Origin of the sequence: Burkholderia sp. 9775_39 (assembly GCF_015712225.1) — a bacterium.
Taxonomy (GTDB): domain Bacteria; phylum Pseudomonadota; class Gammaproteobacteria; order Burkholderiales; family Burkholderiaceae; genus Burkholderia; species Burkholderia cenocepacia.
Window position 1 is genome coordinate 1 of sequence record NZ_JACCQC010000001.1, and the last position, 14,072, is coordinate 14,072.

The 14,072-nt window shown below is 68.3% G+C and carries 10 protein-coding genes; 2 read left to right on the forward strand and 8 right to left on the reverse strand.

What is annotated here, in order from left to right; translation table 11 throughout:
- Window positions 1–657 precede the first annotated feature (657 nt).
- A complete protein-coding gene (locus tag H0X90_RS00005; protein WP_006493901.1) occupies window positions 658–1,095 on the forward strand; it encodes a hypothetical protein in 438 nt (145 codons plus the stop codon).
- A 152-nt stretch (window positions 1,096–1,247) separates the two neighbouring features.
- Here H0X90_RS00005 and H0X90_RS00010 read toward each other — a convergent pair whose 3' ends face one another.
- From H0X90_RS00010 to H0X90_RS00045, 8 genes are all read right to left on the reverse strand, one after another.
- Window positions 1,248–1,925, reverse strand: a complete 678-nt coding sequence (locus tag H0X90_RS00010; RefSeq protein ID WP_006497811.1) for a DUF429 domain-containing protein — start codon at window positions 1,923–1,925, stop codon at window positions 1,248–1,250.
- Between the two features lie 9 nt (window positions 1,926–1,934).
- Window positions 1,935–2,459 carry an HD domain-containing protein gene (locus H0X90_RS00015; RefSeq protein WP_006489846.1) on the reverse strand — a complete coding sequence of 175 codons (525 nt, stop codon included), beginning with the start codon at window positions 2,457–2,459 and terminating at the stop codon, window positions 1,935–1,937.
- Window positions 2,460–2,577: 118 nt separating this feature from the next.
- Window positions 2,578–6,048, reverse strand: a complete 3,471-nt coding sequence (locus H0X90_RS00020; protein WP_077190376.1) for a YhaN family protein — start codon at window positions 6,046–6,048, stop codon at window positions 2,578–2,580.
- 3 nt (window positions 6,049–6,051) lie between these two features.
- On the reverse strand, window positions 6,052–7,302 hold the full coding sequence (locus H0X90_RS00025) for a DNA repair exonuclease (protein WP_077190378.1): 1,251 nt from the start codon (window positions 7,300–7,302) through the stop codon (window positions 6,052–6,054).
- A 346-nt stretch (window positions 7,303–7,648) separates the two neighbouring features.
- On the reverse strand, window positions 7,649–8,419 hold the full coding sequence (locus tag H0X90_RS00030) for a hypothetical protein (RefSeq protein WP_077190380.1): 771 nt from the start codon (window positions 8,417–8,419) through the stop codon (window positions 7,649–7,651).
- A gap of 252 nt (window positions 8,420–8,671) precedes the next feature.
- The gene (locus H0X90_RS00035; RefSeq protein ID WP_006497816.1) at window positions 8,672–9,214 is read right to left on the reverse strand and encodes a hypothetical protein; all 543 of its coding nucleotides are present in this window, start codon (window positions 9,212–9,214) and stop codon (window positions 8,672–8,674) included.
- A gap of 441 nt (window positions 9,215–9,655) precedes the next feature.
- Entirely contained in the window at window positions 9,656–11,641 is a 1,986-nt protein-coding gene (locus H0X90_RS00040; RefSeq protein ID WP_034203784.1) for a gamma-glutamyltransferase family protein, read from the reverse strand.
- A gap of 231 nt (window positions 11,642–11,872) precedes the next feature.
- Window positions 11,873–12,829 carry a LysR family transcriptional regulator gene (locus H0X90_RS00045; RefSeq protein ID WP_006497819.1) on the reverse strand — a complete coding sequence of 319 codons (957 nt, stop codon included), beginning with the start codon at window positions 12,827–12,829 and terminating at the stop codon, window positions 11,873–11,875.
- Window positions 12,830–12,931: 102 nt separating this feature from the next.
- On the opposite strand from H0X90_RS00045, the gene H0X90_RS00050 reads away from it, so the two are divergent.
- Window positions 12,932–14,056, forward strand: coding sequence for an aryl-sulfate sulfotransferase (locus H0X90_RS00050; protein WP_077190382.1), 1,125 nt, complete (start codon window positions 12,932–12,934; stop codon window positions 14,054–14,056).
- Window positions 14,057–14,072 lie beyond the last annotated feature (16 nt).

Below are 14,072 nucleotides of genomic sequence, written 5' to 3' on the forward strand. Positions count from 1 at the left end.
CTCTTCAGTTCAAACCTGTTACTGTTTTCGGTTCAGTTAAGAACCGGTCGCTCACTCAAAGCTGACAGGAATATGAATCACTTCATAAACCTGACTTACTTTAGTGTGAGACTCTTGATACTTTTGCTATCTGATCCGAGGATCAGCTCGCTGTCATCAAGCGCCCACACTTATCGGCTGTTAATTTTTAAAGAGCATGTCTGCGAGGGATCTTGAACCCCTCAGCAGCGCTGCGTTTTCAGCAGCAGAGAAGCGAGATTATGAACCGTGTTTCGCAGTTCGTCAACAACTTTCTGAACGACTTCGTTGCGACTGCGGGGCTCAACTTCCGTACCGCCGAGGCTCGCTACCTTCCGAACTCCAACGGCACTGCTTCCCTTCCTCCCGCGCCGCGTTTCCGTTAGCGCGAAAGAGGCGTGATTCTAAGCACCTGCCCCCATCCATGCAAGCGCTTTGTGAAGAAAGTTTGAAAAAGCCTCCGTGCGCTCACGCGCACGGAGGCTTTGGGCTCGATGGGCCAGGAAGCGCAACGCGCGCCGCCGTCCAAAGATATGACGAACACGTCTCTTTCCCCCTATATGAGGGGGCGCGGAACGGCCAAGGAACCCGGCGCGGTCGAGTATCATGCCGCGACCGAACCACGCACTCATATTGACGATGGACAGCACGACTCAACCCGGCGACACCGACCTTCGCGACGAATATGCGGCACTGCGCGAGCGCGCGATCCTGCTGGAACAAGAGGTCCCGCCGCTTCTGCAACGCATCTCGGACATGCTGCCGCGCATCAGCGGCGAATCCGAACTCGCGGATACGCATCGCGAGCGACTCGTCGGTGCGCGCAACGCGGCGCTGGTCTCGATCGAAAACTATCAGCAGGCGATTCCATTCCTGCAGACCGCCGACTCGATCATCGAGCAGCTGGACAAGACGCCCGAGCGCGACGAAGACATCGAGTGGCGGGAATCGCTGCTGCAACGGCTGGACGAGTTGATCGATGTCGCGGTCGTGATGATCGACGATGCGGACAGCTACTTCGCGCATGCCCAAGCATGCGACCTGTCCAGCGTGCCGACATCCATCCTCGAGGATTGAACAGGCTCGCCCGGCATCGCGCGGTGCACCGGCCTCACGTCGTGCCCGCCGACAGCCGCTAGCCGCCCGCTGCATCGCCGGGCCTGCGGCATTCTTCCCGCACGAAGCGTTCGCCCTCCGACCGCCATCCCGCGCGGAGCCGCACGTCGCCGCTACGGCGAATCGAGCACGATCGTCTCGCTCATCACCGGCACGCGGATGTACCCGCCCGCCGCATCGCCATACGCATGCGCGTTCCCGTCGATCACGTACTGCGCCGTCAACGCGCACAAGGTGGCGTCTCGTGCATCGACGGTGCGCAGCGTCGATACGTCGATTCCCAGCCGCTCCAGCAATTGCCGCCGCTGATTGCGCTTCTGCTTCGCCGACGCCACGGCCTTGCCCAGCATCGCGCAGGTAATCGCATAAGGATAGGTTTCGAAGCTCGCACGGCCGCCCGCGTAGCGCGCGTCCGTCAGCAACGGATAGGCGTCCGAAAGCGCGCGGTAGACGCGCTCTCCCATGAACATCCAGTCGAAGAAGCCCGACGTGCTCGCGATGGCCTGCTCGCGCGACGGCGTCGGGAAGCACGAGATCCGTTCGCGCGCGAGCGCCTGCTCGGCCGCGCGGCGGCCGCTCCCTGTCCACCACAGGCTCGGCGCGTCGACGCCGACGGCCACGACGTCATGGGCGAGACACAGTGCGGGCAGCGACTCGGGCGCGATTCGCGCTTCCCGACAGACGACCGTCGAGCCACGCAGGATCACGAGATCGCACAGCTTCCTGTCGCCGCCGACGTCGACACCCGCGACTGCAGCCGGTCGTGGTGCGGCGGATCGGGCCGATCGCATGCGCGTGCGTCAGTCCGCCGGCCGTGCCGCGTACGCGGTGTCGAAGATTGCCTCGAGACCGGGATGGACGCCGCGCATCGGGTCGACGACCGACTTCGCCCAGTCGAAGTACGCCTGCTTGCGTTCGAGCGGCCAGTCCGCGGGTGGATGCCGGGCGATGTCGCGCAGGTTGCAGATCTTGTCGGCCAGCTTTACCAGCTTCGCGCGCCGGCTGATGGTGGCCGCGTGCTCGACCTGCAGACGCTTGCGCTCCTCCTTCGGCAGCGACTTGTCGTCGGTGACTTCCATCACGATGTCCGCCACATCCTTGCCGAACAGCCGCAGCAACTCCTGCTCGGTCGTCTCCGTATCCTCGACCGTGTCGTGCAACACCGCCGCGACGATCACGCGCTCGTCCTCGACGCCGGCCTCGTTGGCCAGTACGTCGGCGAGCGCGATCGGATGATTGATGTACGGCGACGCTTCTTCGTCCTTGCGCCGTTGATTGCGATGCTTGTCCGCCGCGAACGCAATCGCGGCTACCAGCTTCTTCATATTCACCCCTCGTGTGGCCAGACCGCGGCCGTTGAACCGGCCGCGTGCATTTCGGAACCGCTCATACTACCTGTACGCGATGCCGCTTCCCGTGCGCCGGCTTCCCGGCGTGCCCGCATCACGCGCCGACCGGCGCGCGCTGCAACTCGACCACGTTGACCCGCGCGCCGAATACGTCCCTCACGAGCGGCAGCAGGTGGTCGTGGTGCGTCAGGAACAGCACCTGGGTACGCGTCGACAGATCGCGCAGCGCATCGAGCCCCGCCTTCGCACGCGCGTCGTCGAAATTGATGAACAGGTCGTCGGCGACGAACGGCAGCGCCGTGCGGCTGCCGAGCTGCAACTCGAGCGCCGCGATCCGCAGCGCGAGGAACAGCTGATCGCGCGTCCCTTCGCTCAACCCGGCGACCTCGACCGACGTCCCCTTCGTACGCCGTGCATACAGCGCGGGCGGCGTCCGTTCGGTATCGACGGTCAGCTTCGCGAATTCGCCCAGCGTGAGCCCGGCGAAGATCTCGCCCGCGCGCCGCAGCATCGGCCCCTGCTTCTGGTCACGGTAGCGATCCGTCGCCCACTTCAGCAAGCGGCTCGCCGTGGCCGCTTCCAGATACTGTTCGGCCGCGTCGCCCATTGCCGCGAGCGCCTCCTGCCGCTTCGACTCGGCGACCGCCGCGTTCGCCTGGCCGTCGATCGCGCCGAACGCCTGATCGGCCACGACCTGCTGCTGCGACAACGCGTTCAGCCGTTTGCCGACATCGTCCAGCGACTGCTTCACCGCTTCCAGATGCGCCGGCACGTCGGCAATGTCCTGTTCCGCCACCTCGGCCTCGACGGCGGACCGGGACAGCCCGTCGCCGTCGCGCACCAGCGCCTCGTGCGCGGCATCGACCGCCTGACGAAGCTGGCGCTGGCGATCCGAACGCTCGGCCAGCGGCAGCGCCGCATCGATCGACGCGACGCCGGCCCGTTGCAGCAGCGGCTGGATGCGCGCGTCGGCGCCGGCCACTGCGGCCGCCGCGTCCGCGACCTTGCCGTCGGCCTGCCGCACGGCCTCGTCGGCACGATCGATCGCACGCGCGATTTCCCGGGCGGCCGCGAGGCGCATCGTCAGCCGCCGCGCGACGTCCGGCCAGTCGCCGCTCGCCAGCCATTCCGGCGCGAGCGCTTCGGCAAGCCGCCGCGCGCCGGCCTCGAGCGCGTTCAACTCCGCGCGGATCGCGGCGATCCGGTTGCGCGGCGCGTCGGCATCGGCCAGTTCGGCCGTCACCGTATTCGCGAGCCCGAGCGCGCCTTCCGCCGCGGCCAGCGTCGTCGCGCTCGCGGACAGTTTCGCGTCGGCCAGCGCGTCGCGCCATTGCGCTTGCCATGCGTCGTAAGCCGTTTGCGCATGATCGGCCCGCAACTGCGCGGTCGCGCAGCCGCGTTCGGCTTCCCGCGCACGATCGTCGAGGCTGTCCTTCTGCGCGGCCGCTTTCTCGGCCGACTGCACGAACGTCTCGGCGACGGCGACGAGCGCGGCCAATCCGTCCGCCTCGCCGCCCCGCGATACCGGCAGCAGCGCCGCGCGCAGCGCGGCTTCCGCGCTGGCACGGGCAGCACGCATCGCGTCGAATTCGCGACGCTGACGATCGAGCTCGGCCTGCGCGGCGAACACCGCGTCGCGCTTCGCGAGCCAGTCGCCCATCGCCGCCAGCGGCATGCCGGGCACCGCGGCCGTCGTCGCGAGCGCGGCCCAGGCGTCGCGATGTGCGGCGAGCTCGCGCTCGCGTTCGTCCAGCGCGGCTTGCCGGCGCGTCACGCCTGCACGGGCGGATTCGACCTGCTGACGCAGCGATTGCAGCGTCGCCGCGGCCTGGGTCGCGCCGAGCTGCGCATCGACGAGTTCGTCGGCGAGGCGAATCGCGGCGTCGACCGCCGGTGCGCCCGTTGCGAGATCGACGGCCCCGCTGCGGATCTCGCCCCACGCGCCGTCGCGCCGCGCACGCGCCGCCAGCACGTCGGCGGTCGTGACGACCTTGTGGTTCTCCGCGAAATGCTTCTCCTGCAGCACAAGCCGTTCGAGTTCCTCGAGCGCGCCATCCCGCGCGTCGCGCGCGGCAGCGGCCGCGCTGGCGCGTTCGCTGTCTTCCTTGAGCAACGCGCCGAGCCGCGCGGCCGACGGCACGTCGAGCGCGCGCAGCGCGTCGACCGGCATCCGCCATGGGCCGAGCGCATCGAGCGCGCCGGTCAGCGTGCGTTCGGCAGCCGCGATGTCATGCGCCAGCGCCTGCTCGCGCGGGCCGGTGTTGCGAAAACCCTGTGCATCGGCCAGCGCCGCGCGCAATGCTTGCGGCACGTCGACGGTCGACAGGCGCGCCTGTTGTTCGCGGACCTGCGCCAGCTCGCGCGTGCGTTCGTCGAGCGATTCGCGCGCGCCGGCGAGCGCCTGGCGCAACGCGCCATGCTCGCGCAGCAGGTTCGCGACGGTCTGCAGCGACAGCGCCGTCGGCAACGCGGCGCGCAGCGACGCTTCGTCCGTCGGCCAGCCGAGTTGCGCGGCCGCCGACAGCGCGGCGGACAGGTGCCGCTCGACGTCCGCGCCGAGCAGCAGCAGATCCTGCGCGTGATTCATGCATGCGCCGCGCAGCCGGTCGAGCGCCTCGATATCCGCTTCGAGCGCCAGCGTGTCGGCGTCCGCGGCGATCGCATCGCGCGCCTGCCGCTTCGCGAGCAGGTCGGCGCGCCGTTCCTCGAGCACCTTCTGCTCGGCCGCGAGATCGCCTTGCGCCTTCAGCAGATCCGCATACGCGGTCGGCGGCAACTCGACGACCGCGCCGAGTTCCGCCAGCGCCGCGTCCTTGACCGTCAGTTCCTTCAGGTACGGCGCGAGCCGCCGCACGCGTTCGAGCTTCGAGCGCAGCGCTTCGAGCCGGCGCTGTTCCGCGCGCGCCTGTTCGGTCTGCTGCTCGACCGCTTCGCGCGCGTCCTTGCGATCGACCCAGTCGCGCGTGCGCACCTGGACCGTCTTCAGTTCGGCAACGGCTTCGTTGAACGCCGTTTCGGCCAGCGCAAACGCGCTGCCGCTGCGACGCGGCGCCCACAATTCGAGCGCGCGCGCGTCGAGTTCCTCGCGCACCGGCCCGAGGCTGCCGACGCCGGCCGCCGATTCGAACAGCACCTGGCCGAGCTTGTCCGATGCGTCGAGAATGCTGCGGCCGCCATCGACCAGCCGCCCGTGATCGAGCCCGAACATCTGCTCGAAGAATTCGCGCGTCGCACCGTCGAGGATCGCGGCCAGATAGTCGTCGGGCAGCTTGTCGTCGGCGGGCGTGCGCAACGAACTGCGGCCACGCGCCCGGTGGAACGCGAGCTCACCGGTGCCGCTCTCCAGCACGCCGCCGATTCGCAACTCGGGCGTGCTGTGCAGGAAATCGAGCGGCGTCTGCAGCTTCATCCCGAACAGCAACTCGGACACGGCCGTGCGGATCGTCGACTTGCCCGCCTCGTTCGGCCCGACGATCACGTGAAAATCCTCGCTGGCCGACGGAAAACGCAGCGTCTCGTCGGTGAACTTGCCGTACTTGATCAGATCGAGCTGGCTGATGCGCATCGCTTACTCCCCCCTCGCCAGCCGCGCAAGCAACGCGGGCCCGACCTGCTCGACCAGCGCGGTCAGCTCGCCCGCGCGCACCATCGTCAGCAACGGCACCTCCTCCTTCACGTCGCTGCGGACCTTGCCGACGAACGGCTTCAGGTCGCGTTCGAGCAGCGCGAGGAAATCCGGATCATGCGCGGCGTCGGCCAGGATCTGCTTCAGGTCCTCCAGCGCCTCGAGCGGTTCGCTTTCGCCCGGCTGCCGATCGGCAGCGGACGTCGCGAGCCGGACCTTCTCCAGCCACAGCCGCTCGTTGCCGATGATGCCGATCTGGTTCAGCACTTCCGCACGCAACTGCGGCGCGCGGCCGAAAAAGAGGCCATGCGCGGGCGTGCGCCCGGTGACGGTGACGCGCACCGCGCGCGGCACGTGGCCGTCGACGGTCAACAGCGCCTCCAGCGACTGGCCGATCTTTCGCGACAGATCGGCCACCGACAGGCAATCGGACGCATCGACCGACACGGCTTCCCAGCGCAGCACGTCGAGATACAGTCGTTCGACCTGCGTGTTGCCTTGCTCGACCGTCACGAGCACCGCGCCGCGCCGGCCGGTTTCGCGGATATGGCGCCCTTGCAGGTTGCCGGGAAACACGACGGTGGACGAGCCCGTCCATTGCTGGAATTCGTGCACGTGGCCGAGCGCCCAGTAGTCGTAGCCTTTCGCGTGCAGTTCGGCCAGCGTGCACGGCGCGTAGTTCGCGTGCGCCGCATACCCTTCGAGCGCCGTGTGCAGCACGCCGATGTTGTAGTACCCGGGCACCGGGTCCGGATAGCCGACCGCGAGATTGTCGACGACGGCCTTGTCCTTGAAGCTCTGCCCGTGCAGCGCGACGTCGAATTCCGGCAGCCTGAAGGTTTCCGGCTTGCGATGGCCGAACACGGTGACGTTGTCGGGCAGCGTCAGCTTCTTCGTCATCTCGCTTTCGGCATCGTGGTTGCCGCCGAGGACGAACGCGCGGATCCCGGCCTTGCGCAGGCGGCCCATCTGCTGGCCGAAGAAGATGCCCGTGTTGTGATCCTTCCAGTCGCCGTCGTACAGGTCGCCCGCGATCACGAGGAACGCGACTTCCTCCTCGATCGCCCGATCCACGAGTTGCCGCAGCGCCTCGCGCGACGCGTTGCGCAACTGCGCGGCCGGCGCGTCGGGGTACGCGCTCAGGCCGTGCAACGGGCTGTCAAGGTGAATGTCTGCCGCGTGGATGAACTTCACGAAGGTTCCTCTGTTTCATGGCGAAGGGGCGACGCCGCTCGCACGGGCCCGTGCCGTCAGGCGTCACCCCGGTAGCCGCCGGGCCTGCCGCCGCACATGCGACACGCGCCGAGCCGGATCGCGCTGCCCGTTGCAAGCGGGTCGCGATGGTACCTGAAAGCGGGTAACGACATGCGTTCTCCGTCGGTCCGGACGGCGGGGAAGCACGCGATACCGATGCGAACCGCCATTGTGCCGCAGCACGATCGCGTGACAGCGAAACGACGCCGGGAAAGCGCCGAACGGGGAGCAGGAACACACGCGGGATCGCCCCACGTGCGTCGCGACGCACGCGCCCGGCTTGCGCTCACTCGCCGCGCGGAACGGGCGGCGGCGCATAGCCGTTGTCGTTGCCGGGGAATGGATTCGCGTTGCGGCGCAGCGCATCCTCGTCGCTCTCCTTCCGTGCGAACAGCGCCACACCGATCACGCCGACGTTCGCGGCATCGCCATACCTTGAATTCGCGACATAGCTGTCGGGCACGGCCGCGAAGCGGAACGCGGCGACTTCGTCGCGGCTCTTGCGGAAACCCTCGATCGTCAGCGTGCGGCCCGGATACAGCACGTAGCCGCCGTTCGTATAGCTGCCCGGCCGCCCCGACCGCACGTCGAGTCCATCGACCGTCGACACGACCTCGAACGCGCGGCGCCCCTGGTTACGCAACACGATCATGTAGCGCGAGCCTTCGACGCCGGCCATGTGCCAGCGGCCGTTGCTGCGCGCGAGACGCAGCGGCGCCCCCTTCTCGTCGGTAAACGACAGCGCGATGTCGCCGTTCGCGAGCGCGATGCGGGTCGGCAGCCGGCGCACCTGCGACGCGGGAAGCTGGCCGGGCAGCACGTCGTTGTAGTAGACCGACGCGAGGTCCGTCGGCTTCGCCGGATCCGCGCGTTCGAATTCGACCTGCCGGGTTTCGGATCTCACCGACTCGCCCCACGCGGTACCGAGCCCGCGGCGTTCGCTGGCGTCCGGCGCGGCGCTGGGCGCGGCGGTACTGGCGGACGGCGGGGGCGGCGCCGCGCAGGCAGCCAGCCAGAGCGCGCAGGCGAGCGCGAGAAGACGGAACAGGAGGGTCATGACGTGATGCCTCGGAATGTTATCGGACCGCGCCGGGCTCGCCGGAACGGTGTTTTTGTATCGTCTGTCGTCACGGTGTCGATCGGACATGCTGGCCCATGCCGGCCGGTACGACCATCGCGGCGACCGGCTGTCGGGCGCCCTGCTATTTAAGCATGGCGCGCGGGCAATGGGCAGGGGCCGCGCGCCGATAAAAAAACGGCCCGGCCCGCATCGAAGCGGACCGGGCCGTGGCGGGATGCGTGCTGTTTATTACAGCGCGCCGCCTTGCGCCGACGCCGAACCCTTCACGCCGACCGACGCGCCGCCCTGCACCGCGTTCGTCGCGCCTTCGAGCGCTTCGCCGGCCTTCGCCTTCGCGCCGCCCGCGACATCGCCCGCGGTCGACACCGCGCCTTGCGCATGGCTCTTCGTCGAACCTGCGACGTGCTTCACGTGCGACTTCGTCGCATGCACGGCCGATGCCGCCGCATCCTTCGTCGCGCCCGCCGCCGAACCGACCGCCTGCGTCGCGCCGCCCACTGCCGTGCCGGCTGCCGAGCCCACGCCGCCGACCGTCTTGCCGACGCCGTTCAGCGCGCCGCCGACGACGTTGCCCGCGCCCGAACCCGAGCCTGCCGCATTCGCGCCGGCGCCCGCCTGCACGCCCACGCCGCCACCGAGCAGCGGCGTCTGGACCTGGGCGCCGACACCTGCGGAACCCTGGGCGCCGGTCTGGGCGGTCTGTGCAAATGCAGCCGAAGTCGCCATCGCCGTCAGAGCGGCACCCAGCAGAATCGTACGAATCTTGTTCATGGTCATTCTCCCCAAAGACGTTGTTGCTGCGGGCCGCCTTCGTGCGGCTTGTCGCATGCCTCGCCGCGACATGCGGCAGGTGGAGCTAATGTAGCGGCGCCGACGCGCAAAACGATTGAATTGCGGGGACTGTTACTTCCGTTGCAAATGCTGACGATTGACTCACACTGTTTGACAATCGGGAGCTTGCGGCGGGTGAACGCCGTATTTGACGACGGGCGGGTGTGAACCGCGAACCGGGACGACCGGCTGCGTCACGGCGACGACCTGCCCGATCGTCAGGTATCGGGCAAGCCGATCCACGCAACGGCCGGCTGACGAGCCGGCCGCTTTTATCTGCATCCCGAAGGACGAGTGACGCCCGGTCGTCGATGCGGCCTCGTCATGACGCACGGCCCCGGTCGCCGACAAGCGGACCGGGGCCGTGCGCATTCCACGCGGTTACGGCCGGAACGTATCGCCGAGCACGACGCCTTCGCGACGCGGATCGGTGCCGCCCTGCAACGCCGGCGACTGGCCGACCGTCACGCGCATCACCGTGTTGACGCCGCTCGCCTGCGCGGACGTCGACACCTTGTGCCCGAGCGCGAGCAGCCCCGTGATCAGCGGATCGTTCGCGCCGTTGTTCGCCGCGTTGACGTTCGGATGTTCGCCGCCGACCGTGGTCGTCGGGCTGTTGCTCGCGCCGAAGTCGACGAGGCCCGCCGACTGCTGCGCATCGAGCCCCCAGTCGAGCGCGCCGACCAGCGTCTTGACCACGTATTGCGGAATCGTGCCGCCGCCCGGCGAACCGGTCGCCATCACGAAGTCGCCGCGCGAGCCGTCGGCGGCCTGCCCGAACACGATCGTCGGCGCCATCGAGCTGCGCGGCCGCTTGCCCGGCTGCAGGCGGTTGGCCACCGGATTGCCGGACGTGTCGAGCGGGTTCGCGGAGAAATCGGTCAACTGGTTGTTCAGCAGGAAGCCGTTGGTCATGTGGAACGAGCCCATGCTCGACTCGACCGTCGTCGTCGCGCTCAGCACGTTGCCGTCGCCGTCCACGATCGTGAACTGGTTCGTGCCGTGCTCGATCAGCGTCGTGTCGACGCCGAGCGGCACCGCGCCGAGATTGCCGGGCTGCGCGGTGCCCATGCTCTTGGTCGTGTCGATCAGCGCCGCGCGCGATTTCAGGTACGGCTTGTTCAGCAGCGTGTCCCACGTGCCGCCCGGCAGCGGCACGAAGTCGGTATCGGCCACGTACTTGTCGCGGTCCGCATAGGCGAGCCGTTCGGCCTCGGTGACGAGGTGGACGCCCGCGACGGTCGGCTTGCCGCCTTCGAGATCGATCGCCGTCGGCTTCAGCGACTTCAGGTCGAAGTTCTCGAGAATGCCGAGCGCCGACGCGACCGCGATGCCGCCCGACGACGGCGGCGGCATCCCGCACACCCAGTAGCTGCGATAGGTCGTGCACACCGGGTCGCGGCGCTTCGCCTGATAGGCGGCGAGATCCGCGACGGTCGTCTTGCCCGGCGTGAGCGTCGAGCCGTCCGCGCCCTTCGTCACCGCGATCTTCGCGACGATGTCCTGCGCGATCTGCCCCGTGTACAGCGCATTCGCGCCCGACTGCGCCATCAGCGACAGCGTGCGCGCATACGCGGGGTTCTTCAGTACGGTGCCGAGCGTCTTCGGCGACCCGTCGGCGTTCAGGAAATACGCGGCGGCTTCGGGATCGCGCTTCAGGTTCGCGGCGTTCGCCGCGATCGCGTCGGCCAGCCGGCCGCCGATCGGGAAACCGTTGGTCGCCAGCGTGATCGCGTCGCCGAACAGGCTCTGCCACGGCAGGCGGCCATGATCCTGTTGCAGCGCCTCGATGAGCCGCGGCACGCCGATCGTGCCGATCGAGCGGCCGCTCGCGCGCGCGTTCGGCAGCGGCGCCGAATGATCGGTGGCGTCGTCGACGTAGCGCAGGTAGTTCTCGGTCGCGGCGGCCGGCGCGGTTTCGCGGCCGTCGTACGCCTGCAGCGTCTTGCCTCGCGCATCGTAGTAGAGCAATACGCCGCCCGAACCGAGGCCCGTCGCCTCGGGCACCGTCAGGCCGAGCACGGCCTGCACGGCGACCGCCGCGTCGGCGGCCGTGCCGCCCTTCTTCAGCACCGCGCAACCGGCCGCGCTCGCGTACGCGTTCGACGTGGCGACCAGGTACGTTTTCGCATGGACGGGCTTCATCCCGGTGCGATAGCCCGACGACGCTTCCGGCAGCGACGGGTCACCCGGCTGGTTCGAGCCCACCACGACCGTCGCGCCGCTGTTGTCGACCGCGAGGCAGCTCGCATCGGTGGAAGGTGCGGTCGTGCGGCCCGCCTCGTTCTCGACGTCGCCGCCGCAGGCGGTCAACAGGGCGGCCGCGAGCAACGCGGACGCATACGGAAAAATCGCTGTTCTGTTCATTGTCTGCCGATGTTCTCGTCGATCGTTGCGATGGACATCCTGTTGCCTGCAACCCCCTCGGGGCATGGGCAACGCGTTCGATGGTCCCATGAACAAAATTTTTTCCGCAATAAGGAAATGGCGTAGTGCAACCGGACGTTGTGTGCGCAACGTCACCGAACCGGCATGCGGGTTCACCTGTTGCACTGCATCGCGTTTCGATACGCCGATGCGGCTCGCCGCGCGACGTCGTTATCTTTTCGCCCGGCGACGCGTGCCGCTCGACGGGCCGCTGCGTGCGAAGCCGTGCTCCATCGCGTCGATCGCCTCGGAAAAGAACTCGAGAAACATCGTCATCGCGACGGTCGCGCTCATGTCCGCCCGCTGGTAGATGCAACTGAACGAGCGCGCGCCCGCATCGGCCAGCGGCGTCCAGGCGAGCCGGCCGGCGGCCACGTCGTCCGCGACGTTTTCCGCGATCAGGAAGCCGACGCCGGCGCCTTCGGCCGCGAGACGCCGCACCATCGACACCGACCCGGTTTCGACCAGCGGCCGTACGTTGCGCGGCTGCCGCGCATCGATCTGGTCGAACATCGCGCGCAGCTCCGTGTCGGGCGTCATCAGGATCAGCGGATGCGCGAAGCAGTCGCGCATGCGCACCTTGCCGCCCGTCGACGCCAGCGGATGACCGGGCGCCGTGACGACACCCAGCGGCTGCGCGAACGCGCGCACCTCGACGACGCCCGGCGCGGTACGCCGGCGCAGCGCATAACCGATGTCGACCTCGCCCGTCTCGACCCAGCGCACGATGCTCTCGCCGTTTCCGGAGCGCACGCTGTACGTGACGCCCGGGTAACGCTGCATCGCGGCAAGGATCGCGTCGGGCACGAGCTTTTCCGCGGTCGACGCGGGCACCGCGAGATTCACGTGGCCGCGCCGCAACGCGCGCAGGTCCTCGACCTGCGTCAGCGCGTTGTCGAAATCGCGCTGGCCGCGCCGCACGGCCGCGATCACGATCTCGCCGGCGAGCGTCAGTTGCATGCCGCGCGGCAGCCGGTCGAACAGCGGCACGCCGACCTGCTCCTCGAGATTGCGGATCTGCTGGTGTACCGCCGCGGCGGTCAGGTGCAGCGCATCGGCTGCCTTGCGAAGCGAGCCGCGTCGCGCGACTTCGTCGAAACAGCGGAATGTCTGCGATATCGAACGCATGTGGAGTCCGTTAGATTTTTCCGAACAGGCCGTCAAGAATAATCCGATTTTACTGACCGGACGAATCGTCTAGATTCCGCTGCATCCCCGTATCCGATTCGAATGGAGACCGCAGTGACGACCGTCGACCAGATCACCCAGCGCCGCCGCGGCGTCGGCCTCATCGCCCACGATCCCGCGCTGTCCGCAGGCGGCTATACGCTCATCGCGCCGCAGACCGCCGACGGCAACGTCTATCTCGTCGGCATCGACGGCGAGGTCGTCTACCAGTGGAAGATGCCCGTGCGCCCCGGCCGCCATGCGGTCATCCTCCCGAACGGCAACCTCGGCTACAACGGCAATCATCCGCACTCCGAATCGCGCTACGCACCGTGGTCGATGTGGCACGGCGGCGACTTCTACGAGGTCACGCCGCAAGGCGAAACGGTGTGGCGCTACGAGGACCCCGCGCATCACCACGACGCGCAGTGGCTGCCGAACGGCAACCTGCTGTATGCGGCGTGCGAACCGGTCGACGCGGCCTTCGCGCGGCGCGTGCCGGGCGGCACCGCGCACGGCGACGACGAGGTGATGTTTGCGGACGTGATCCGGGAAGTGAACCGCGCCGGCCAGATCGTCTGGGAATGGCACGCACGCGACCATCTGCGGCCGGAGGACTTTCCGATCGCGGCAGGCTTCGGCCGCTATCACTGGCCGCTCGTCAACGGTCTCGCGGTCGATGCGGACGGCCGCGTGCTGATGAGCCTGCGCACGACGTCGGGGATCATCGGCGTGAACCGCGCAACCGGCCGCGTCGACCTGCACATCGGTCCCGACGTCGTATCGCACCAGCATGCGCCGGTGCCGCTTCCGAACGGCAACATCCTCGCGTTCGACAACGGCAATTTCCGTCACGGTGCGCACGTCGTGTTCTCGCGCGTCGTGGAAATCGATCCGGCGACGCGGCGCGTCGTGTGGTCGTATGCGGACGACGTCGTGAACCTGTTCTACACGCCGTTCATGGGCAACGCGCAGCGCTTGCCGAACGGCAACACGCACGTCACCGAATCGTCCACGGGCCGGCTGTTCGAAGTGACGCCGGCCGGCGAGGTCGTCTGGGAATACGTGATCCCGTGGTTCGCCGAATACCCGGACGAAGCGGCGCGCAAGACCGGCCCCGGCCAGTTGAACAGCGTGTTCCAGACGTTCCGCTACAGCGCCGCGCAGTTGCCCTGGCTACGGACCTGAGCCTTCGTTCACCGCC